20 protein-coding genes and 1 pseudogene are annotated in these 22120 nt (G+C 67.7%); 8 read left to right on the top strand and 13 right to left on the bottom strand.

Going from position 1 to position 22120, the window contains the following annotated elements; genetic code table 11:
* Window positions 1-276: 276 nt before the first annotated feature.
* Complete coding sequence (locus ACXYX3_RS06525) at window positions 277-1899, bottom strand: diguanylate cyclase domain-containing protein (RefSeq protein ID WP_458610809.1); 1623 nt, start codon at window positions 1897-1899, stop codon at window positions 277-279.
* A gap of 181 nt (window positions 1900-2080) precedes the next feature.
* Here ACXYX3_RS06525 and ACXYX3_RS06520 point away from each other — a divergent pair, with 181 nt between their 5' ends.
* The 7 genes and pseudogenes from ACXYX3_RS06520 (at window position 2081) to ACXYX3_RS06490 (ending at window position 9179) form a co-directional block, all read left to right on the top strand.
* Window positions 2081-3241, top strand: coding sequence for a beta-ketoacyl synthase N-terminal-like domain-containing protein (locus tag ACXYX3_RS06520; RefSeq protein ID WP_458610807.1), 1161 nt, complete (start codon window positions 2081-2083; stop codon window positions 3239-3241).
* A gap of 35 nt (window positions 3242-3276) precedes the next feature.
* Complete coding sequence (locus tag ACXYX3_RS06515; RefSeq protein ID WP_458610806.1) at window positions 3277-4164, top strand: sulfurtransferase; 888 nt, start codon at window positions 3277-3279, stop codon at window positions 4162-4164.
* Between the two features lie 28 nt (window positions 4165-4192).
* The gene (locus ACXYX3_RS06510; RefSeq protein ID WP_458610804.1) at window positions 4193-4606 is read left to right on the top strand and encodes a SufE family protein; all 414 of its coding nucleotides are present in this window, start codon (window positions 4193-4195) and stop codon (window positions 4604-4606) included.
* Window positions 4607-4743: 137 nt separating this feature from the next.
* The gene (locus ACXYX3_RS06505) at window positions 4744-7224 is read left to right on the top strand and encodes an Ig-like domain-containing protein (protein WP_458610802.1); all 2481 of its coding nucleotides are present in this window, start codon (window positions 4744-4746) and stop codon (window positions 7222-7224) included.
* Between the two features lie 169 nt (window positions 7225-7393).
* Window positions 7394-7906, top strand: a pseudogene (locus ACXYX3_RS06500) (GAF domain-containing protein); the annotation flags it as partial.
* 12 nt (window positions 7907-7918) lie between these two features.
* Window positions 7919-8782, top strand: coding sequence for a GGDEF domain-containing protein (locus ACXYX3_RS06495; protein WP_458611993.1), 864 nt, complete (start codon window positions 7919-7921; stop codon window positions 8780-8782).
* Between the two features lie 100 nt (window positions 8783-8882).
* The gene (locus tag ACXYX3_RS06490; RefSeq protein WP_458610800.1) at window positions 8883-9179 is read left to right on the top strand and encodes a hypothetical protein; all 297 of its coding nucleotides are present in this window, start codon (window positions 8883-8885) and stop codon (window positions 9177-9179) included.
* Window positions 9180-9186: 7 nt separating this feature from the next.
* On the opposite strand, the gene ACXYX3_RS06485 is transcribed toward ACXYX3_RS06490, so the two are convergent.
* From ACXYX3_RS06485 to ACXYX3_RS06435, 11 genes are read right to left on the bottom strand one after another with little or no spacing between them, the layout of a single operon-like run.
* A complete protein-coding gene (locus ACXYX3_RS06485) occupies window positions 9187-9534 on the bottom strand; it encodes a hypothetical protein (RefSeq protein ID WP_458610798.1) in 348 nt (115 codons plus the stop codon).
* 19 nt (window positions 9535-9553) lie between these two features.
* Window positions 9554-10618 (bottom strand): ABC transporter ATP-binding protein, encoded by a 1065-nt coding sequence (locus ACXYX3_RS06480; RefSeq protein WP_458610796.1) that lies wholly within the window; start codon window positions 10616-10618, stop codon window positions 9554-9556.
* Between the two features lie 4 nt (window positions 10619-10622).
* Entirely contained in the window at window positions 10623-11477 is an 855-nt protein-coding gene (locus tag ACXYX3_RS06475; RefSeq protein ID WP_458610794.1) for a carbohydrate ABC transporter permease, read from the bottom strand.
* A gap of 20 nt (window positions 11478-11497) precedes the next feature.
* On the bottom strand, window positions 11498-12442 hold the full coding sequence (locus tag ACXYX3_RS06470) for a carbohydrate ABC transporter permease (RefSeq protein WP_458610792.1): 945 nt from the start codon (window positions 12440-12442) through the stop codon (window positions 11498-11500).
* A 4-nt stretch (window positions 12443-12446) separates the two neighbouring features.
* A complete protein-coding gene (locus ACXYX3_RS06465) occupies window positions 12447-13727 on the bottom strand; it encodes an ABC transporter substrate-binding protein (RefSeq protein ID WP_458610790.1) in 1281 nt (426 codons plus the stop codon).
* Window positions 13728-13739: 12 nt separating this feature from the next.
* Window positions 13740-15044: an alpha-glucosidase/alpha-galactosidase gene (melA, locus tag ACXYX3_RS06460; RefSeq protein WP_458610788.1), complete on the bottom strand. Its 1305-nt coding sequence runs from the start codon at window positions 15042-15044 to the stop codon at window positions 13740-13742.
* Window positions 15041-15994, bottom strand: a complete 954-nt coding sequence (locus tag ACXYX3_RS06455) for a DMT family transporter (protein ID WP_458610786.1) — start codon at window positions 15992-15994, stop codon at window positions 15041-15043. The genes melA and ACXYX3_RS06455 overlap by 4 nt, the downstream gene beginning before the upstream one ends.
* On the bottom strand, window positions 15991-16986 hold the full coding sequence (locus tag ACXYX3_RS06450) for an N-acetylglucosamine kinase (protein ID WP_458610785.1): 996 nt from the start codon (window positions 16984-16986) through the stop codon (window positions 15991-15993). The genes ACXYX3_RS06455 and ACXYX3_RS06450 overlap by 4 nt, the downstream gene beginning before the upstream one ends.
* Complete coding sequence (locus tag ACXYX3_RS06445; protein WP_458610783.1) at window positions 16986-18119, bottom strand: SIS domain-containing protein; 1134 nt, start codon at window positions 18117-18119, stop codon at window positions 16986-16988. The genes ACXYX3_RS06450 and ACXYX3_RS06445 overlap by 1 nt, the downstream gene beginning before the upstream one ends.
* On the bottom strand, window positions 18116-19441 hold the full coding sequence (locus tag ACXYX3_RS06440) for a D-tagatose-bisphosphate aldolase, class II, non-catalytic subunit (RefSeq protein WP_458610781.1): 1326 nt from the start codon (window positions 19439-19441) through the stop codon (window positions 18116-18118). Before ACXYX3_RS06440 ends, ACXYX3_RS06445 begins: the two co-directional genes overlap by 4 nt.
* The gene (locus ACXYX3_RS06435) at window positions 19438-20310 is read right to left on the bottom strand and encodes a class II fructose-bisphosphate aldolase (RefSeq protein ID WP_458610779.1); all 873 of its coding nucleotides are present in this window, start codon (window positions 20308-20310) and stop codon (window positions 19438-19440) included. Before ACXYX3_RS06435 ends, ACXYX3_RS06440 begins: the two co-directional genes overlap by 4 nt.
* Window positions 20311-20437: 127 nt before the next feature.
* Here ACXYX3_RS06435 and ACXYX3_RS06430 point away from each other — a divergent pair, with 127 nt between their 5' ends.
* Complete coding sequence (locus ACXYX3_RS06430) at window positions 20438-21217, top strand: DeoR/GlpR family DNA-binding transcription regulator (protein WP_458610777.1); 780 nt, start codon at window positions 20438-20440, stop codon at window positions 21215-21217.
* Between the two features lie 4 nt (window positions 21218-21221).
* Here the strand turns inward: ACXYX3_RS06430 and ACXYX3_RS06425 are convergent, their stop codons facing one another.
* Window positions 21222-22058 (bottom strand): ERCC4 domain-containing protein, encoded by an 837-nt coding sequence (locus tag ACXYX3_RS06425; RefSeq protein ID WP_458610775.1) that lies wholly within the window; start codon window positions 22056-22058, stop codon window positions 21222-21224.
* Between the last annotated feature and the right edge of the window lie 62 nt (window positions 22059-22120).

The raw sequence follows: 22120 nt of genomic DNA, 5'->3' as shown, positions 1-22120 counted from the left end.
ATATGAAATTAGAGTCCCCCACAAGACTCCCTCGCCAGGGAAATTAGCTCACGACAGCGGATTTGCCGAGAGTTTCGCGTCACATCGTTTTCGGTTCCTTGCGAAGCGAATAATCCGACCTATGCCTGCCAGGGCGAATGCCCGATCCGGGGGCCGAAATTCATGTGCTCACTCAGCGGCTCAGCGCGTCGGCATGCCAGCGGTAAGCCGACGAACGCGCGCTACCGCCTGATTTCAGCCCCGCGCTGCAGTCCTACGCCCACCGCGAACGGCCCGTCACCCGAAACACGTTCCAGCGCGCAGGATCTTGGCCCGATACATCGCCGCGTCCGCGTCGCGCATGATGTCCTCGACGGTGCGCACGTCCTGCGGTGCCAGCTCGGTGACTCCAATGCTCACGCTGACCGTACGAAGTGTGCCACCGAGATGAATCGGTCCTGCGAACTCGTCATGCATGCGCACGGTCAGAGCTTCCAGCGCCGGACGGTCCAGGACTCCGTACAGCAGCACCACGAATTCGTCGCCGCTGAGGCGGCCGACGAAATCGCCGTCCCGCACGCTGTTCCGCAGCCGCCGCGCGGTTTCCCGGAGAGCACCGTCGCCGGCGTGGTGGCCCAGATCGTCGTTGATGGCTTTGAGGTTGTCGAGATCGACGAAAAGCACCGCCGCCAGTGGCTGGGCATCCGTCTTCGCCGCCTGCACGAGCCTCACCTCGATCTGAGCTCGGTTGGGCAACCCCGTCAGCGGGTCGTGGTGCGCCTGGTAGGCAAGGTCGGCTTTGGCGTTGTGCTCTGCGGTGATGTCGGCGAACGACACGAGCAGCGCTGAGTTCTCCCCATCATCCGGGTCGAGAAGGCAGCAGTTGACCGACAGCCACGCGCGTGACCCGTCCGCCCGTCCGATTCCGATGACCATGTTCTCCAGCGGCGCGTTGGCGAACATCAGCTTGACGGAGCCCAATTCGTTGTCGCCGATCTTGACGCCTCGGCGATTGAAGACCGGGAACCTGAGGGCGCCGCTGGTGTAGTCAGCTACCAGTTCGCCGGTGTCCAACCGCAGGATCCGCCGCGCCGCCGGGTTGATCGTCTGGGGTTTCCCACGTCGATCGAGGACGACGACTCCGTCATGCAGGGACCGCACGACGGACTCGAAGTGAACTTCGGCTCGTCGCTGCGCGGTGTAGTCGGAACACAGCACCACGTAACCCTCATCCATCGGCGTGACCGACAGCCGGACATTGACCGGAGAGCCGTCTGCCGAGCGATGCGTGGCGTGCCCGACGCCGCCGCCGGCGACGATGCCGGCAAGGTCGACATCGCCGTCGACGGCTTCGGACAGCGGCAGGCCGAGAGCCCGCTCGACCGGACGGCGGTAGACCGCCGCGGCGGCAGCATTCCAACTGGCGACGACGCCGTCTGCCGTCGTGGCGATGATGGCATCACTGACATGGTTCACCAACGCCGCCTGGTAGCGCAGCGTCGCCTCGGCCGCCTTCTGCGCGGTCAAGTCGCGGAAGATGACCTGATAAGCGGGTTCGCCGTCCCAGCTGGTCAGCACCGATACCGCTTCGACCACCAGCGGGCTGCCGTCGAGGCGCCGAAGGGCGGCTTCTGAGGCCGGCGAGCTGTCGCCTTCTTCGCGCAGTGCAACGATCCGGGTCAGCATCGAGCCGATCGAGTCGGGCTGGACGAAATCTGTGATCGGACGCCCTACCAATTGCTCGGCGCTGTGCGCGCCGAATCCTCGTACCCCGGCGGGATTCACGTAGACCACGCGACCATCGGAATGCACGCACATCGGGTCCGGGCTGACGTCGACCAGCCGCCGGTAGCGCTCCTCCACCGTGTCGACGTGGCGTCCGGAGTTGCCCCCCGTGCTCGATTCCGACGTTGTGCTCACGCTCCCCCCGACAATCCGTTTGCTGCGCAGTCATATTCAGCAACTCTGGCAGCAGCTGTCACGGAATGCGTTGCTTCTCAGTATGGCCGCGACCTGGCGTTTGGGCTAGTGCTCTGACGCTGATTGGGGGCTAATCAGACCAGGGCCCCGCCGGGGCAACGCGACCACGAAGGGACATCACATGAACACAGCGCACATGGGCATCGCGGGAATCGGGGCTGTCACCGGTTACGGCTGGGGCAGGACCATGTTGTGGAACGGGCTGGCCAGCGGGAAGCCGGCCGCCACGCTGTATCCGGGTTTCGGGCCTGGCGAGAACGACGACGCCTGGTTGGCCCGGGTCCGCGATGAGGGCGATCCCCGCGACGGTTTGAGCCGCTTCGCGCAGGCGATGCGCGCCGCGGCGCGCGAAGCCATCACCGACGCCCGCCTGCGCGGCTGGTCACCCGGACCGAGGGTGGGCCTGCTGCACGCGGTCGTGATCGCCGAGGTCGAGGGCTGGCGCGCGTTCTACCTGGAGGATCACGCCACCCGCCGGGTTCGCGACTACCTGGCGTTGATGCCGTCGACCCCGGTGTCAATGTTGATGCAGGAGTACGGATTTCACGGTCCTGCGATGAATGTGTCAGCGATGTGCGCGTCGGGGAACGCCGCGCTCATCACCGCGAAGATGTGGCTGGACACGGGCATGGTCGACGACGTCGTGTTCGTCTCGACCGACCTGTCGCTGACACCGGAGAATGTCGAGCACTTCGTCCGGCTCGGCGTCGGTGTCGTCGACACCGATCCGCTCGACGCCTGCCGTCCGTTCCAGCACGGCAGTCGGGGATTCCCGGCCGGCGAGGCCGCCGTGGCTTTCGTGCTGTCCCGACGAAGTGACGCGCCCTACGTGCACGTGCTCGGTGGCGCGATGACGCACGACGCCTTCCACCTCACCTCGGTGGACCCGGCGCGGACCGAGGTGGACCGCTGCGTGCTCGAGGCGTTGTCGTCCTCAGGGGTCGCAGCAACCGACATCGCTTACCTGAACGCGCACGGACCCGGCACCAAACAGTGCGACACGGTCGAGGCAGCTGTTCTCGACGAGGTGCTCGGCGGCGCCGCCCAGATCTACTCGGTCAAGCCATTGTCGGGCCACTGCCAGGGTGCCGCGGCTGCCGTCGAGGTCGCCGCGGCAGCGCTGGGCTACGCCGAGGAGCAGGTGCCCGCCCCACCGACCGTGGCACCCGGCCATCCCCGACTACTGGACGGCCTGACGCCGATGCGGGCCGGGCTGACGCTGAAGACGTCGCTGGGCATGGGAGGCCACAACGCGGCCGTCGTCCTCGCCCCCGTTGCCTGAGGATGCCGTGAGCGCTCACCGGTAGGCTGAACGGCGTGTCGTTACCGCCTGATCCCAGCCCCGCGCTGCAGTCCTACGCCCACCCCGAACGGCTCGTGACCGCCGACTGGCTGTCGAGCAACCTCGGGCGGCCGGGCCTGGCCATCGTCGAATCCGACGAGGACGTGCTGCTGTACGACACCGGCCACATCCCCGGTGCGGTGAAGATCGACTGGCACACCGACCTCAACGACCCCAATGTTCGTGACTACATCACCGGTGAGCAGTTCGCCGACCTGATGAACCGCAAGGGCATCTCCCGCGACGACACCGTGGTGATCTACGGAGACAAGAGCAACTGGTGGGCGGCCTACGCGCTGTGGGTGTTCACGCTGTTCGGCCACCCCGACGTGCGCCTGCTCGACGGCGGCCGCTCGCTGTGGATCAACGACCACCGCGACACCACGCTCGACGTGCCGGAGAAGCAGACCACCGGCTACCCCGTCGTCGAGCGCGACGACGCCCCCATCCGCGCGTTCAAGGAGGACGTCCTCGCCGCACTGGGCACCGAACCGCTGATCGACGTCCGCTCCCCGCAGGAGTACACCGGCGAGCGCACCCACATGCCTGACTACCCCGAAGAGGGCGCCCTGCGCGGCGGCCACATCCCGACCGCGGTCTCGGTGCCGTGGGGCAAGGCCGCTCAGGACAACGGGAAGTTCCGCAGCCGTGCCGAGCTCGACGAGCTCTACGGGTTCCTCCCCGACGGCGGACCCACGATCGCCTACTGCCGCATCGGCGAACGCTCGAGCCACACCTGGTTCGTGCTCACTCATCTCCTCGGCCGCGAGGGCGTGCGCAACTACGACGGCTCCTGGACCGAGTGGGGCAACGCGGTGCGGGTTCCGGTGGCGGTCGGGGAAGAGCCCGGCGAGGCACCGTGAGCGAAGCTTGCGAGCGAACGAGGCACCGATGAGCGTGCCGTCGGCACTGGCCGAGGTGGTCTCCGATTTCCAAGAAGTCGAAGGCCAGGACAAGCTCGCGATGCTGTTGGAGTTCGCGAACGAACTCCCCGAGCTGCCTTCGTCTTTGGAAGAGGCGGCGATGGAACCGGTACCCGAGTGCCAGTCCCCGCTGTTCCTGCACGTCGACGCCGACGATCGCGACCACGTGCGCTTGTACTTCAGCGCGCCCGCGGAGGCACCCACCACGCGGGGCTTCGCCGCGATCCTGGCCGCTGGTCTGGACGGGCAATCCGCGGACGACATCCTCGCCGTGCCCGACGACTTCTACACCGACCTGGGCCTTGGCGCGCTGATCAGCCCGCTTCGGCTGCGCGGCATGTCGGCGATGCTGACCCGCATCAAGCGTCGGCTGCGCGGATAACTGGCCGACAATCCGCCACGCACATTTTCAGCAAACCCGGTTTACAAACTAACGGTGTGGTAAATAGATAGGTGCCCCGTGCCGGACGTCTTTCGCTGGCTGTAGCCGGGCGCAGGTCTGGGACGGGGGTCCACACCATGGGTGCACATTCTGCGATTCGCAAAAATCGGCGGCACCGCCAACCGTACGCGTGGCTTGGCGCCGGAGCGGTTGCGTTCGGCGTCGGCGCCGCCGCGCTCGCGGGCGCCGGCATCGCCAGCGCCGACGACACCTCGTCGTCATCGTCGGAGAGCGACAACGCACGTGTCGGTTCACCAGGCGCCTCTACGGAAACGCACCGCGACCGCCACGTGACGCGCACGCGCACGACAGAACAGACGAGGTCCGACACCGAGAACCGGGGGACCGTCCGGCTCCGGAACGTCGAGCGCACCGAACGCGTGGCGCGACGTGCCACACCACCCGACGACACCGACGGCCCCGTCGACACGCCCGTGGTGTCGGCCGTCTTTGCGGCAATCCGCCGAAGCCCCGCCGACAAAGCAACCAACACCGTTGCCCCACAAGCTCTCTCGGCGGCTCCGCCGAATACCCCGCCGACGTTCACTACCAGTGTCCACGGGCCGGACCCCGCCACGGGGGCGGTTCGCGTAATCATGGTCGCCGACGACCCGGACGGCGAGCCCGCAGGCTTCTTCGGCAGCAGCTCCACTCCGAGCGGAACGATCGAGTGGGTTCCGGAGATGATCGTGTCGGGCTCGACGTCGTCAGCGTCGTTCATCTACACGCCCAACGCTGCCGCCCGCCACGCGGCCGCAGCCCCCGGCGGACCCACCTCGACGGCCATTGCCATCGAAGTCCAGGACGGCTACGGCGGACGAACCCAGGGGTCGGTCGTGGTGCCGATCTTGGCGCTCAACACCGCGCCGGTGATCACGAACAGCACCCCACGCCCGGCCAACTCGCGCGGAGCTATCTCCGGAACCGTCGAGGTGCACGATCCGGACAACGACAGTGTCGTCTACAGCGCGACCCTCGCCGCCAAGGGCACCGTCAAGATCAACGCGAAGACAGGCGCCTACACCTACACGCCGTTGGCAACGGCACGCCACGGCGCGTCCTCGACCGCAGCGTCAGTCGCCGACCGTACCGACACCTTCACGGTGACCGTCGACGACCGACACGGCGGCCTGACCAGCCAAATCATCACCGTCGCCCTCAGCCCGACCAATCGCGCTCCGAAGATCAGAGTGAGCGTCAAGAAGCCCGACAAGCTCACCGGCATCGTCACCGGAAGCGCCACCGGCTCGGACCCCGACAAAGATGCTCTGACGTTCAGCGTGACCGGTGCGACCAAGGGCTCGGTCACCATCGATACCTCCACAGGGACGTTCACCTACATACCGACGATCACCGCGCGTCGCGCTGCCGGCGCGCCTGGAGCAAGCAAAGCCACGAAAACCGACACCCTCACCGTGGTAGTGAGCGACGGACACGGCGGAGTCGCCACGAAGACGGTCACGGTCACCATCGCGGCCCTTAACGGCAACACCCCGCCCGTCGTCGGCCCCGTCACTGTCGGCCAGCCTGACGCCATCAGCGGCGTGCTGTCCGGCGCAGTCGGCGCCTCCGACGGAGACGGCGATCCGCTCGACTTCACACTCGGCTCAGGGCCGGGCAGAGGCGTGGTGACCGTCGGCGCGGACGGCTCTTTCACCTACACGCCCACCGCATCGCAGCGCCCCACCACGGGCGGCCTCACCGACACCTTCACCGTCGTCGTCTCAGATGGCACGTTGTCCACTGTTGCGACGGTCTCCGTGCCCGTCGCGCCCATACCCGACCACCTCGACGCAGGGCAGTGGCTGCAGCCGAACCAGTACATCCTGTCTCACAACGGCCGCTACAAACTCGTCATGCAGGGCGACGGCAACCTCGTCGAGTACGACAATCAGACCAACGCCGCGCTTTGGGCGTCCGGGACCAACGGGCGGGCAGGGTTGCGGGCGGCGATGCAGGGCGACGGGAACTTCGTCCTGTACACCCCAGCGCCTCAGACCGGTGTGTGGAGCACCAAGACCAACGGATATCCCGGTTCGCGGATCGTGCTGCAGGACGACGGCAATCTCGTTGTTTATCAAGGATCTACAGCCCTGTGGGATCGGCACGCCGGCCGTCTGAACCCCGGCGGCGGCGGTGGGGGTAACGCGGGCTCCGGCGGCGTACACGGCGACGACTATCCCGCCAGCCTCAAGAACGCCGGGCTCGACACGAAGGTCGATCCGTGGGGCTTCTACAACCGCGAGTGCACCTCTTTCGTAGCGTGGCGACTCAACTCGGTCAACGGCGTGGCCTTCACCAACACCATGCGCGGCGGCCGCTGGGGCAACGCGACGAACTGGGCCGCAAATGCGCGGGCGCTGGGCTACACCGTCAACAACACCCCCGCGGTCGGGTCGGTCGGGTGGCTGAGCAGTGGGCACGTCGCCTGGGTCGCTGCCGTCAACGGCGACAGCGTCGTCATCGAGGAGTACAACTACGGCTACACCGGTGTCTACAAGACCAGAACGGTGAGCCGCAGCTACTTCAATGGCTACATCCACATCAAGGACCTCTGAGCCGAAGGGGCTGAACCGCTTCGCGATCGTTGCGATCGAGCACTATTCTCGATGCCACGACCCGAGGGAGTGTGGTGTGACATTCAGTGCGTCGTCCCTCGGGGAGCAGCCGCAGGATCCGTCCGCTGACGACGTGCGCCACTTCACCGAAGCCGACTTTGTGCGGGGTATGACGCGGCTCGCCGACGCCATCCAGCAGCTCTCTCTCGCGCGGACGATGGACGACGTTCAGCACATCGTCAGTGCCACCGCCAGGGACGCCACCGGCTGCGACGGAGCCACCTTCGTGCTCCGTGACCAGCACATGTGTTTCTACGCCGACGAGGATGCGATCGCTCCGCTGTGGAAGGGCCGACGTTTCCCGATGCACTCCTGCGTCAGCGGGTGGGCCATGCTGCACAAGCAACCCGCGGTCATCCCCGACATCTACCTCGACGACCGCATCCCCCACGACGCGTACCGCGCCACCTCCGTCAAGAGCCTGGTCATGGTGCCCATCCGCCGGCGCGACCCGATCGGCGCCATCGGCGCGTACTGGGCGCAGCAGCGGCAACCCACCAAGCACGAGGTGGCCCTCGTGCAGGCGCTGGCCGACGCCACGTCCGTGGCGATCGAGAGCGTGCAGGTGCATGCCGTGCTGGAGCAGACGATCGCCGAGCGGCCGGACCTGGTCCCCGAAGCAGGATCCGCCGGCATGGACGCGACCTTTGCCGCGGCCTTCTCCAATTCGCCGATCGGCATGGCCGTCGTCGGACTCGACGGGAGCTTTCACCGCGTCAACCACGAGTTCTGCCGCATCACCGGATATTCCGAGCAGGAGCTGATGCGCCTGACGTTCCAGGACATCACCCATCCCGACGATCTCGACATCGACCTCGCCGAGGCGTCGCGACTGCTGGCCGGTGACATCGCGAGCTACCAGATGGACAAGCGCTATTACTCCCGGGACGGCCACCTCATCTGGGTCAGGCTCTCGGTGTTCATGGCCTACGACGACACCGGTCAGCCGCTCTCGTTCATCTCCCACATCGAAGACATCTCCGCGCGCCGCCGCGACGAGGAGCGCCTGCGACGCCAAGCCACGCTCGACGCGTTGACCGGCGTCTACAACCGCAGCAGGTTCGAGGAAGAGCTGGCGAAACACGCCGTGGCCGCAGAACGGCACGGAAGCACCGACGAGGCGGCCTTGTTCATGATCGACCTCGACGGGCTCAAGCAGATCAACGATCAGCACGGCCACGCCGCCGGCGACACCTACCTCAAGACCGTGGCCGACACCATCGGACGTCGTCTACGCGTGTCGGACACCGTCGCCCGCATCGGCGGTGACGAATTCGCCGTCCTGATGCCGCACACCACCGCCGCCCAAGCCCAACGGTTGGCCCAGACGCTGGTCGAGCAGGTCGAGGCGCTGTCCCCCGGCGGCGTCTGCGTCGGCATCGCCATGGTCACCCCGGACACCGTCGGTGATGCTCTCCATCGCGCCGACCAAGCCATGTACCGCGCCAAGCGCCTGGGCGGCAATCACTGGTGCGGCCCGGAGCCGTTCGCCGACTGATCTGGCCCATGGGCACCGGAACATCTGCCCCTCCGGTAACGTCGGGCGCTCGGGGACCGACGTATTGAGACAACACCTACTTTGGGGGGCACCTGTGACCATGTCACTGACGAAGCGTTCGGCAATTGCCATTGCCGCACTGGCCGCGGCGATGACGGCAGGCGCCATGAGCTTCGGCACCGCGATGGCCAAGGCCGACGACATGCGCCCCAGCCCGTGGGTGAAGAGCCCCGGGGCCGGTGAGGTGCGCCGCGACGCCACCCAGGGCGAGGTGCGCGACGGCTACATCCTGGCCCCCGCCGGCGGTGCGATCCGCCAGTCCCCGGTCGCGACCCCGAACACCAAGGCCGGCGGCTTCGACGGCGTGCGGGTCGGGCCCGGCATCGGCGGCTGGTAAACGACTTTCATTCCTCGGCGGCGGCTCGGCGCGCCTCATCGGCAGCGTCGCGGTTCTGCTGGGCGGCGAGCCGGTGTCGTGCCGCCGCGGCGCGATACTCCGAGACATCACCGACTCCGTCCGCGGCCGCCTGATCCATACTCAGCGCCGCACGCTCATGCGTCGTGGCCGCCTGCTCATGCGCGATCGCCGCGGACTCATGAGCGTCATGCGCGCGCTGCCGCGATTCTTCGGCCCGTTGCCGCGCGAAACTCACGTCCTCTTCCGTGACCGGGTGGTCGGCAGCCAGCTCGGCTCGGCGCTGCTTCAACTCCTGAGCGCGCCGCTGAGCCCATCGACCTACCCTCTCCGACACGACGTCAACGGTAGGCGCGTCAGTGCATGGCTCGCCCGGTTTCCGCGTCGAACAGGTACGTCTTCTCCCGGGGAACGATCAACCCGATCGGCGCGCCCGCGTCGTATGACTCCCCCGCCGGCGCCTGCGCGATCACCCGCGTCGGTTCCGGGGTGTCCACCACCGCCGTCACCAACTTGTGGCTGCCCAGCGGTTCGACGAAATCGACCCGCGCCGGCACCGCACCGTCGGCCTGGGCACCGCCCAGCTGCAGATGTTCCGGCCGCACCCCGACCGTCACCGGGCCGTCGGCGCACGGCACCGACGACAGCTCCGCCCCGCCGAGCTGCAGGATGCCCGAACGCACCTCACCGCGCAGCAGATTCATCGGCGGGCTGCCCATGAACGCGGCGACGAATGTGTTCGCCGGCCGGTGGTACACGTCGTCGGTGCTGCCGATCTGCTGCACCTCGCCGGCCGACATCACGCACAGCCGGTCCCCCAGCGTCATCGCCTCCACCTGATCGTGGGTGACGTACACCGACGTGACCGGCACCTCGCGGTGCAGCCGCTTCAGGTCGCCGCGAACCTGGTTGCGCAGCTTGGCATCCAGATTCGACAGCGGCTCGTCGAGCAGGAAGGCCTGCGGCTCCCGCACCAGCGCTCGGCCCATCGCCACGCGTTGGCGCTGCCCGCCGGAGAGCTGACCGGGCTTGCGGTTCAACAGCTCCCCGATCTGCAGCAGTTCCGCGGTGTCGCGGACCCGGCGCTCGATCTCGGTGCGCGGGGTCTTGCGCTGTTTGAGCCCGTAGGCCAGGTTCTTGTACACCGTCATGTGCGGGTACAGCGCATAGTTCTGGAACACCATCGCGATGTCCCGCTGGCCCGGGCCCAGCCCGTTGACCACGTGCCCGCCGATGCGGATCTCGCCGTCACTGGGCTTGTCCAGCCCGGCCAGCAGCCGCAGCGCCGTGCTCTTGCCGCAGCCCGACGGGCCCACCAGGATCAGGAACTCTCCGTCGGCCACCGTCAGACTCAGGTCCTTGAGCGCGGCGACACCGCCGGCGTAGCGACGGGACACATTGCGAAACTCGACCTCTGCCAACGTCCTACCCCTTGATTCCGGTACTGGCGACCGACTGTACGAAATACCGCTGCGCGACGACGAACACGAGCAGCATCGGCAGCAGGCTCATCACGTTGGCGGCCATCAACAGCGGCCATTGCACGTGATGTGCCCCCTGGAAGTAACTGAGACCCAACGGGATCGTCATCTGGTCCTGGCTGGTGATGACGATCAGCGGCCACAGGAAGTCGTTCCACGACGTCAGCACGGTCAAGGCGGCCAGCGTCGACATCGCCGGCATCGACAGCGGCAGCACGATCTTGAACAGCACACCCAGCCGCGACGTGCCGTCGACCCGGGCTGCCTCCTCGAGTTCGACCGGCACGGTCTGGAAGAACTGACGTAGGAAGAAGATCCCGAACGCGGTCGCCAGGTTCGGCAGCATCAGCGCGCCGATGTGGTCGATGCCCAGGCCTTCCCACACGGTGTCGCCGAACCACTTGACGATCAGGAACACCGGGATCATCGTCACCTGGAACGGCACCATCAGGGTGGCCATCAACGTCACGAACAGCGCTCCGCGGCCGAGGAACCTGATGCGGGCGAATGCATACCCCGCGAGGCTGCACACCACGAGGTTGCTGATCAGCACCACCGCGGTCACGGTGAGGCTGTTGAGGAAGAAGTGCCCGAACGGGGCCTGTGCCCATGCCTCGGTGTAGTTGGCGAACCGGGGGCTGGCCGGGAACAGCACCGGCGGAAAGTGATTGGCCTCCCCCTCGGTCTCCAGCGAGGTGATGAGCATCCACAGCAGCGGCACGATGAGCAGGAAGCTCAGCGGGATCAGCACCAGATGCCAGGGGCTGAACGGCAGCCGCCGGCGATGTGGGGTCGTCACTGCGGATGTCGTTGCGGCGGTCATGGGTGGTGCGCGAATCTGCGAGCCAGCCGGAACTGCACGGCCGTGACGATCAGGATGACGACGAACAGCGCATAGGCCATCGCCGCGGCATAGCCGGCGTCGAAGTGCACGAACGCCTGGTCCCACAGGTAGTAGACGATCACCGTGGTCGCCCGCAGCGGGCCGCCGCGGGTGGTGGCGTACACCTCGTCGAACAACTGCAGCGCGTTGATGGTCAGCCACACCAGCAGGAACAGGTTTGCCGGGCCCAGCAGCGGCACCGTGATGGTGCGGAACCGGGTGAACGCGCTCGCCCCGTCGATCGCCGCCGCCTCGTGCAGCTCAGCTGGGACACCTTGCAGCGCAGCCAGATACACGATCACCGAGAAGCCGGTCCAGCCCCAGATCGTCATCGCGACGATCACGTAGATCGCCTGCGACGGCGAGGCCAGGAACGGCTGCGACGGCACCCCGACCGCGTTGAGCGCGGCGTTGACCAAACCGTAGTCACGGTCGGTGAGCCACAGGAAGATGATGCCCTGGCTGATCGTCGACACCGCCATCGTGATGTAGGCCGCCGTCCGGTACACCGAGATGAACCGCACCGAGCGGTTCATCGCCGCGGCGACGAGCAGCCCGACGATCATCGTGCCCGGCACGAACAGCGCCGTGTAGATGATCGTGTGCTTGATTGCATCGAGGAACACCGGGTCGTCGGCCATCTTGCGGTAGTTGTCGAAACCCACCCACGGCGTCTCCGGCGTCAGCAGGTCGGAGTGCTGGAACGACAGCTGCAGCGACATCAGCACCGGCAGCAGGCCGAAGATCCCGATCAGCACCATCGCCGGGGTGACCAGCGCCCACCCGGTCAGCCCGTCGGTGCCCCGCGGCCGCCACCGGCGCGGTGGCCGGGTGGGTGGCGGCGCGGGCGGTGCCGCCACCCGAGCGTCCGTGGTCGCCATCGAGCTACTTCTCGGCCAGCTTCGCGTCCGCGGCCTGCGCGGCGGAGTTCAGTGCATCGGCGGGCTGCTGCTTGCCGAGCATGACCGCGACGATCGCCTGCCCGAGCGCGTCGGAGACGTCGGGGTACTGCTCGACGGTGGGCCGGACCTTCTTCACGTTGTTCAGATTCTCCACGAACGCGGCTGTGCCCGGGACGTTCTGGTTGAGTTTGTCGAGCACCTCTTGGTCCTTGCCGACCGACTGCCGGATCGGCAGGTCACCGGTACCCAGCGAGAACGCCTTGACCTGTTCGGGTGCGGAGAGCCACTTCACGAAGTCGACAGCGGCCTGCTTCTTCTTGTCGCCGTTGTTGAACACCACCCAGTTGTCCGGGCCCGCGATGGTCTGGTGGCCACCGGGCGAGCCGGCGAAGGTCGGCATCACCTGCACGTCGTAGTCGATGTCGGTGAGCTGGCTGAGATCCCACGGGCCGGTGACGAGCATCGCGACCTTGCCGCTGTTCATCAGCTTGGGGCCGTTCTCGTTGGTGGTGTCCAGATACAGGGACTTGTCTTGGACGGCCATCTGCTGCAGCACGGTGAGCGCCTTGACGCTGGCCTCGGAGTTGAACACGGCCTTCTCGTTGTCCGGCGACAGGATGTCGCCGCCGGCCTCCCACAGCATCGGGATGTAGTGCCAGACGGTGTCCTCGCTGCCGTCGGCGGGGATCAGCCAGCCGTACTGGCCCTTGCTGGGATCGGTGAGTTTGGCTGCGGCGGCGCGGAAGTCGTCCCACGTCCAGTCGGGGCTGGGCGGCGCGACACCCGCGTCGGCGAACAGCTTCTTGTTGTAGACGATCGCGAGGTTGTCCACCAGCGCCGGCACGCCGACGACCTTGTCACCGACGGTCGCGGCCTCGCGCTCGGCCGGATAGAAGTCATCCCACTGCCAATCCGGCTTCTTCACCTCGTCCGCCATGTCGACCACCTGCGGGATCTGGGCGATGTTCGGCGACCACGAGCCGAACATGTACGCGACATCTGGTGCGCTGCCGCCCCGGACGGCGGTCAGCACCTTCTGCAGCACCAGGTCGTTGCTGGAGTACAGCTCGTTGACCTTCACGTCGGGATGGTCCTTGTTGTACTGCGCGATCAGGTTTTTGAACACCTCGCCTTCGGTGTCCTGGTAGCCGTGCCACACCGCGATCTCGGTGGGTCCCGACGACGACGAACCCCCGCCCCCGCACCCGGCGAGGACGAGCGCGATGACGGCGAGCAGTGCGATGCAGAGGCGGCGTCTGATCACGGTGGACACTCCTTAGTGGTGGGTTCGCAACGGTTCGGGCAGAAGATCTGCGTGGGCAGCGGTCAGTTCGTCGCACAGCTCGGCGATCTGGTCGACGCTCAGCGACGCGGCGGTGTTCGGGTCGACCATCGCCGCGGCACGTACGAGTCGGGGATCGCCCTCGACGGCGGCACGCACCGTCAGCTCGACCGGGCCGAGGAAGTTCCGGTTCAGCGCGGCACACTGGGCGGGCAGGTCGCCCACCGCCATCGGGTGGGCACCGAGGGAATCGAGCAGTGTCGGAACCTCGACGGCCAACCCGTCGGGCAGATTGGTGATCAGGCCGGTGTTGACGACGTTGGCCGAGATGACGCGCGGTGTGCCGGTTTCCAGCGAGTGGATGACCTGCGGGGCGTACTCGGTGGACCCGGTGTCGATCGGCAGCGTGTCGGTGTCGGCCAATTCGGCGCGCAGGCGGCGGTATTCGGCGAGGTTGGCCTCGCTGATCCCGACGTACTCGCCGATGTTGAGCCGCAGCCGCTCGACCTCGCCGGGGTTGTGCAGGTACCACGGCACGTATTCACTGCTGTGCTCGCTGGTTTCGGTCGGGTAGTAGCCGAGCCGGCGGTACATGTCGACCCGCACGCGGCGCTGCAGTTCCGGATCGGCGGCGATGCGCTCATCGAGCAGCGGGTACAGGTTCTGGCCCCCGCGCTCCCAGCGCAGCACCCACGCCTGGTGGTTGACGCCGGCCGACCAGTAGGACACCTCGTCGTAGGGCACGTCGATGACCTCGCAGAGGCCGACCATCGTCCAGTACACCGAATGGCACAGGCCGAGCACCTTGAGCGTCGGCGCGACCCGGTGAAGGTAGGTGACGTTCATCGCCATCGGGTTGGTGTAGTTGAGTAGCCAAGCGTCCGGGCACATCTCGGCCATGTCGGCGGCGATCCCGGCCAGTACCGGGAACGTCCGCAGCCCGCGGAAGATGCCGCCGACGCCGATGGTGTCGGCGATCGTCTGGTTCAGGCCGTAGCGGGCGGGGATCTCGAAGTCGCGCACCGTCGCCTCGTGTCCGCCGACGGCGATCGTGTTGATCACGTAGTCGGCGCCGTCGAGGGCGCGCCGGCGGTCGGTGGTGGAGACCACCTCGGGGCTCGCGCCGGCCGCCCGGGCGGTCGCCCGGGTGATGGCCTCGGCGGTCTCCAACCGTTCGTCGTCGATGTCGTGCAACACCACTCGCACCGAGCCGAGTTCGGGGAACGACAGGATGTCGCCGAGAAGCTCGCGGGTGAACTCGACGCTGCCGGCACCAATGATGGTGATCGTCGGTTTCATCGGCGCGGCGCCTTGGCGACGGACGGATCGCGCAGGGCTGCGGCCGGCTCCTCGCCGCGCTTTTCGTCGGCGTAGACCATCAGCGTCGAACCCACCAGCGCCAGCACGATACCGATGGCCCCGTAGGGGGTGGGCAGGGTCTGGTAGGCGATCAGCGACACCACGATGGTCAGGGCCGGGGCCAGCGCGTTGGTGGTGGGTGCCACGATGGTGGCCTTGCCGCGGGCCAGCGCCATCACCAGGAACAGCGCGCCGACGGCGTTGAGCACCTGGGTGCCGGCGGTCAACGCCGGTGCCTGCCAGGGGAAGTCGAGGGGCAGCCCGCCCATGGAGAGGATCGCGACCGGGATGAGCACGATTCCGGAGATCGCCATCCAGCCGAACGTGGTCGCCTCGTTGACGCCCAGCGTGGCGGTCTTGCGCATGAAGTACGCCTGCACGCCCCAGGCCACGCATATCAGGATTGCCAGCAGCAGCCAGGGACCCGAGGAGGCGTCCGAGTCGCCGCTGGTGATGCTGAACAGCACGATCGCCGCCAGGGCGCAGATCAGTCCGACGATCGCCAGCCCGCGGATGCGCTCGCGCAGCAACACCATCGCCATCAGCACGGTGATCGCCGGGGAGATCGACACGATCGGGAAGATCAGGTACGCGGGGCCGATCGTCAGCGCCTGGAACAGCAGCAGCTGACCACCCGCACCGGTCAGCCCGATTAACAGACCGTAGATCGTGGCTTCTTTACGGCGGTCGAACGTCTCGCCTCTGAGCGCGAACGCGGCAGGGATGATCATGGTCAGCGCCCAGATGATGTAGATCATCTCGTCCGGGTAGCCGTACCAGGTCGCCGGCAGCGCGGAGAACGCGCCCCACACGCCCCAGAACAGGATCAGCAGGGCGGCGTAGAAAATCCAGCTGCGGGTGCCTTTACCAGAGGTGGTTGTGTCGGTCATGGTGTCGTCACCTTCTCGGATGTGGTTGCGGCATCAGCCAGTTGCTTGACCGACGCGGCGCTCAGCGGGTGGCCGCTGTGCTTGGCGGCGTAGAGAGCTGCCCCCACTGCCGGGTCGAGCAGTGGCTGCCGCAGGTCGTAGGCGGCGGGCAGGGCGTGCATGGCGGCCGTGAAGCCGTCCAGGAGACCCGTGTCGGAGAACATGCCACCGGAGTAGGACACCGGCACTGTCTCGCCGTCGGTGAAACCGACGAGCGTGCGGGTGGTTTCGATCAGCGCGACGAGTTCGGCGACGGCATCATCGATGATCTGCGACGCAGCGGTGTCACCGTCCTGCGCGGCCTGGCAGACGGTGGTCGCCAACGCGGCGATGGAGCCACGGCTGCCCTTCCACGTGTCGATCACGAGGCTCACGACGTCGAGGTCGCCCCCGACCTCCAGGCGCGCCTTCAGCAGATCGTAGAGCGGGCCGCGGGTCATGCGGCCGTCGCTCATCCGGCTGAACGCGTTGAGCCCGCGGGTGGCCACCCAGTAGGCCGAGCCCTCGTCGCCGAAAAGCTCGCCCCAGCCGCCGACACGGTGCCCGACGCCCTGGCGTTCCCCGTACGTCATCGACCCGGTCCCGCTGATCACATTGATGCCGTCCTCGCCGCCGAGCGAACCGGCCCACCCGCACACCATGTCGTTGTCGCAGCTGTACCGGTCGTGCCCGAGCACCCCGGCGGGCACCGCGTCCAAAGCCGCGATGTCACCGCTGGCCTCGCCGTAGCCGGGCAGGCCGAAGAACGCGGCGTCGATCCCGGCGGTGTCGATGCCGGCCTGGGTGCAGATGTCGGTGATGCCCTGGGACAGAACACGTTCGACGACGTCGAAACCGTCGTTGAAGTAGTAGGAGGTCGGTGCGGTGGCGCGGGCGAGCACGTGGCCGGCGTCGTCGATCAACGCGAACGCCGTCTTCGAGCCGCCGCCGTCAACACCGAGATAGCGCGCCATCACCGGGCTCCGGTCATCGGATAGATCGTGACACCGCGCACCACGCGGCTCACTTCCCCGGACGGGAACGGATTGTCCGGCGTCTTGCCGTACTCCAGCGACGTGAACAGCGCCAGGTACTGCCCGAACACCAGGTACGGCAGGGCCACCAGCGCGTCGGGTAGCTCGTCGAGGCCGGGGAGCACCAGCGCCGTGCCGTACTCGTCGGGGAGCGGGACAGCGCTGATCACGCGGACCGCCTCGGCGCCGAGCTGGCTGCGCAACTCGGCGATGATGTCGAGGTCGTAGCGGCGCGTGTAGGGGTCGGTGGACACGTACACGACGGCAAGGGTGTCCTCGTCGAGCACCGACTTGGGGCCGTGCCGGAAGCCCAGCGGGGAGTCGAAGTAGGTGACCACCTCACCAGCGGTCAATTCCAGGAGTTTGAGCGCTGATTCACGCGCCAACCCCTCCAGCGGTCCGCTGCCCAGGTAGACGAAGCGTTGCTTCTTGGTCCGGGCCAGCGCACGGATGTCGTCCTGCAGGCCGGCAACGTGTTCGGCGGCGCGGGCCAGCGCCTCGATCTGGTTCGGCGCAACCGGGCCGAGCGTCAGCAGGCAGGTGAGCAGCATCGAAGTCAGGCTCGAGGTCATCGCGAACCCGGAGTCGTTGGTGCGGTCGGGCATGTAGACCACCAGCGAGTCCGGACGGTCGGCGTGGGCGCGGCCCAGCTTGCCATCCGGATCGCAGGTGAGCACCAGATGCCAGACCTGATCGACCAGCTGATCGGCCAGCGCGGTGGTGGCCAGGCTTTCCGGGCTGTTGCCGCTGCGCGCGAATGACACCAGCAGCGTGGGGGTTTCGGGCTCGAGGTGATCGAGCGGGCTGGCGACGATGCTCGTGGTGGCGATGGGCTCGACGCGGTGATGCAGATGGCGGCGCAGCAGCGGCGCGGCGATCTCGCCGGCGAACGCCGAACTCCCGGCCCCGGTGAGGATGATCCGCAGATCAGGGCGGGCCAGCAGATCCCGCACGAAAGCGTCGGCATGCTCGTCGGACCGGCCGGCGACCTCCCGCCACGCGTCGGGCTGCTGGCCGATCTCGAGAATGGTTGCGCCGCCGTCTTTCTGATCGGGCACAGACGTCTGGGTCATCGTGGGCTACCTCCGGGGTTGTCGGCGCGGCACGCGGCGGCGTAGGGCCGCAGCGCGTCGCGGACGCGGTCGACCACCAGGGCCGCCGCGTCGTGGGCGAGCAGGCCGGCGCGGATGCGCTCGTACTGCACGGGTAGGAACTGACTGATCAGGGGCAGCGGGACACCGACGCGGTCGAGGTTGGCAAGCAGCGTGCGCCGCGCGGCGTCGACCTCCTCGTCGGCCCAGTAGTAGCGCAGCCGGTCGCTGTAGCTGTAACGCCGGGCGGTTCGCTGCGCGACGGGATCGCCGTCGTAGTAGTCCTGCCAGTACTTCGGCTCGGCGAGCATGCGCCGTTCGATGACCTCGATGAGGTTCGACCGCGACGGCCGAGGCATCAGCTCGGTCTCGATCATCGCCAGCGCGAACAGCGCCTCGCGCATCGCGAACGTCAGCCCCGGCCCGACCTTGAGGACGGCCCAGTGGTCTTCGACGAGTTCGCGCAGCTGTTGTGGCCGTTGGTAATCGGTGGAATGCGCCTCGAACACCAGGTGGTCCTCGTCGTCGAGCACGCGCCGCAGCTCGGCGGTGGCGGCGTGCTCGTAGTCGATGACCTGGAGGTGGTCGAATTCGACGCCGGGCTGCACGACCAGCGCCATCACCCGCGGCCACACGTCGTCGTGGCCGACAGCGGCGAACGCACTGCGGTGCGCGGCCAGCGTGGCACGTGCCGCGTCGGAGGGCGTCGGGGTCAGCTGGTCCAGCGTCTCGTGGGCGCCACCGGGAACAGGCACCTCGGTGCCGATCACGTACACCGGCGCGTCGACACCGGCCTGCTGTGCGGTCTTTTCGGCGACGGCGAGGAGCCGCGCGCTGCGTTCGGCGACCACCTCGTCGGAGAGCACGGCGGGATCGTCGGCGCAGCGCATGCTGCAGTCCAGGTGGATCTTGCGGTAGCCGGCGGCGACGTACGCGGCGATCAGCGTCTCCGCGTTGTCCATCGCGACGTCGGCGTTCTCGCGCTGCCACCGATTCGGGCCCAGGTGATCTCCGCCCAGCACCACGCGGTCGCGGGCGAAGCCTTGCGCGTCGGCGATGCCGAACACCAGATCGCGAAAGTCGGCGGGCCGCATACCCGTGTAACCGCCGAACTGGTCGACCTGGTTGGACGTCGCCTCGATGAGGACGAACCCGCCGTCGGCGGCCGCCTGCACGATCGCGGCCTCCAACACGGTGGGATGCGCGGAGCACACCGAGTACACCCCGACCGGCTCCCCACCCTTGTGTCGATCCACCATGGCGGCGAGCCAGTCGGTCCGCCGCAGCATCTGCGTCCCCGTCATCGCGCCTGCACCCCCGCGACCACGCGGCACAGCTGCGCCACCGTCTCGGCCACCGCCTCGCGGGCCGGCCCCAGATACTTGCGCGGATCGGTCAGTGCGGCATCGGACTCCACAACGCTGCGCACCGCGCCGGTGTAGGCGATGTTGAGCGCGGTGCCGACGTTGACCTTCCGGATTCCGGCGGCCACCGCGCCGCTCAGGTTCTCGTCGGACACGCCGGAGGAACCGTGCAGCACAAGGGGAATCGACACCGCGGTGGCGATGTCGCGAATCAGCGTCATGTCGAGCTCGGCGTCGCGGGTGGTCATCGCGTGCGAGCTCCCCACGGCCACGGCCAAGGCGTCCACGCCCGTCCGCTCAGCGAAGTCCGCCGCCTCGGCGGGGTCGGTACGGGCACCGGGCTCGTGAGCGCCGAGCACGCGGCCGTCCTTGCCACCCACCTGGCCGAGTTCGGCCTCCACGTACAGGCCGGCCGCGTGCGCTCGCTCGACGAAAGCGGCTGTCTGGCGGACGTTCTCGTCGGCGTCGAGATGTGCCGCGTCGATCATCACCGACGTGACGCCGAGGGCGGGTGCGGCGGTGATCGCCTCGTCGAGAAGCGCAGGATCCTGGATGTGGTCGAGATGTAGAGCCAGCGGCACCGCGGCCGCGGCGGCGATCTGCGCGCAGGCGGCAGTGATCGGCGCGAGCGCTCCGCCATGGAATCGCACGGTGTTCTCGCTGATCTGGATCAGCGCCGCAGCACCCGCCCGCTCGGCGCCCGCAGCGATCCCTTCCGCATGCTCGACGGTGATGGCGTTAAGAGCCAGCACCGCGCAGCGGTTTTCGATCGCCGCGGCGACGAGATCGGAGGTGGACGCCAGGGTCACGCGGTGGGCTCCTTCGCCAGATGTGTGCCGTACATCACCCCAGTGTGGGAAGCTCGCTCATAGCGCGCAATGCCAAGCGGTCAAACGATCAGTAAAACTGAGCGGGAGCTGACAGAGGAGGACGGCGATGTCGATCAAGCGCACCGACCGCATGCGCAAGGTCCTGTCCGTTCTGCGGGACCGTGGCGAGGTCGCGTCGACGGTGCTGTGCAGCGAACTGCGCGTCTCCCCCGCCACCCTGCGCCGTGACCTGGCCGAGCTCGAGGAGCAGGGTCTGCTGGTGCGTACGCACGGAGGCGCCCGCGCTCTCGATCCGAGCGGCAGCGAGATCCCGGTGCGGCTGCGCGACCACCGCATGGTCGCGATCAAGCGCCGCATCGCCCAGCACGCCGCCGCGCTCATCCCGCCCGGCCCGCAAGCCGTGGCACTCACCGGCGGTGTCACCTGCGGCGAGGTGGCCCGGGCGCTCAAGGGCCGCGCACACATCACCGTCGTCACCAACTCGCTGACCATCGCCGCCGACTGCGCTGTCGACGCCCACATGAAGGTGATCGCGACCGGAGGTCTGGTGCGTGCGAACTCCCTCGAGGCCGTGGGACCGATGTCCGAGCACGCGTTCCAGGTGATCACCGTCGGCACCGCCGTGCTGGGCGCCGACGGGATGTCCGCCGAGATCGGCGCGACCACCTACGACGAGGCCGAGGCCCGCACGGCGATCGCGATGGCGTCCAACGCCCAACGCGTCGTCGTCGCGGTGGACGGGTCCAAGATCGGCAAGGTGACGCTGGCGAAGATGATCGCGCCGGCGCAGATGCACCACCTCGTCACCGACTCCACCGCCGATGGGGATCAACTCGACCGCATCGCCGCCGCCGGCGTGCGCGTGCACGTCGTCGACGCGGAGTGACGGATCACTCCCGTTGTTCCGAATCTTCTTGTGATGGCGGGTCTTCCGGGGCGACCCAGGCGTGCGCGGCCGCGAGGAATCGATAGGTCCATTCCTCGGCGAGTTGCCGCGTCTCACAGAACACGATCGGCACATTCGGCCACCGGATCTGGACCTCGGCCAGGCCATCGAGCACGAGTGCGGGCCGGACGTGGTCGAGCTTGAAGATTCGCGAGTACCGCTCCTCCACGACCACCGCTGCGCGGGTTAGCGTGGCGAGATCGGCGACTTGGTACCGCAGCCTGCCACTGGTCAGACTGCTGACCAGATCCGCCAGGGATTTGCGCTCCACGCTGGCGATCAGACGACCGTTGACGTCGACTCCGTAATCCCCGCATGGCAGCGCCCGACGCACCGTGTCGGCCTGCTGCTTGGCAAATCCATAGGCATATCGCTCGTGGGCGTCGACGACGATCTGCATCCGGTCGACACCGTGTGCCCGCGCCGTGGGTGTGCGCACGTTGGGGCGAGCCTGTTTGCGGGTGCGCGGTGACTGCCAGAACACCATGTCGCGCCCGCGCGCGGTGGTGAAGACGATCTGAGAGCGGTTCTCGCGCCCGCGCTCGGCGATCACGTCGATCGCCGCACCCGACCTCCGGCATGACCGCAGCGGCACCCTCTCCACGATGTCAGCGGCCTCGGGCCACTCCTCGAGATCGACCGGGTGGCAGTACAGCGCCTTGGTACGAGGCCAGACGTCGGAGGTGCGGAACAGCAGGTCCCCGCTCGGCAGGGGGACCCGCAACAGGAAGCGCAGACTCGACCCCTCGTCCGGGTTGACCGCGATGAGCAACTCCGCCACAGCAATTCAGTGTGCCGTAGAACGGCGAATGTTCGCGTGAGCGGCAGACAGCCGCGAAGCGA

The sequence above is a fragment of the Mycobacterium sp. Panama NTM2 genome, from assembly GCF_054355555.1.
Note: the sequence above shows the minus strand (reverse complement) of the source record. Positions and strands in the feature narration are given on the sequence as shown.

Excerpts from the sequence above, each read along its gene's own strand:
- ACXYX3_RS06520 (WP_458610807.1), top strand. The coding sequence starts at position 2,081 with ATGAACACAGCGCACATGGGCATCGCGGGAATCGGGGCTGTCACCGGT.
- ACXYX3_RS06510 (WP_458610804.1), top strand. The coding sequence starts at position 4,193 with ATGAGCGTGCCGTCGGCACTGGCCGAGGTGGTCTCCGATTTCCAAGAA.
- ACXYX3_RS06505 (WP_458610802.1), top strand. The coding sequence starts at position 4,744 with ATGGGTGCACATTCTGCGATTCGCAAAAATCGGCGGCACCGCCAACCG.
- ACXYX3_RS06495 (WP_458611993.1), top strand. The coding sequence starts at position 7,919 with ATGGACGCGACCTTTGCCGCGGCCTTCTCCAATTCGCCGATCGGCATG.
- ACXYX3_RS06490 (WP_458610800.1), top strand. The coding sequence starts at position 8,883 with ATGTCACTGACGAAGCGTTCGGCAATTGCCATTGCCGCACTGGCCGCG.
- ACXYX3_RS06470 (WP_458610792.1), bottom strand. The coding sequence starts at position 12,442 with ATGGCGACCACGGACGCTCGGGTGGCGGCACCGCCCGCGCCGCCACCC.
- melA (WP_458610788.1), bottom strand. The coding sequence starts at position 15,044 with ATGAAACCGACGATCACCATCATTGGTGCCGGCAGCGTCGAGTTCACC.
- ACXYX3_RS06455 (WP_458610786.1), bottom strand. The coding sequence starts at position 15,994 with ATGACCGACACAACCACCTCTGGTAAAGGCACCCGCAGCTGGATTTTC.
- ACXYX3_RS06450 (WP_458610785.1), bottom strand. The coding sequence starts at position 16,986 with ATGGCGCGCTATCTCGGTGTTGACGGCGGCGGCTCGAAGACGGCGTTC.
- ACXYX3_RS06445 (WP_458610783.1), bottom strand. The coding sequence starts at position 18,119 with ATGACCCAGACGTCTGTGCCCGATCAGAAAGACGGCGGCGCAACCATT.
- ACXYX3_RS06440 (WP_458610781.1), bottom strand. The coding sequence starts at position 19,441 with ATGACGGGGACGCAGATGCTGCGGCGGACCGACTGGCTCGCCGCCATG.
- ACXYX3_RS06430 (WP_458610777.1), top strand. The coding sequence starts at position 20,438 with ATGTCGATCAAGCGCACCGACCGCATGCGCAAGGTCCTGTCCGTTCTG.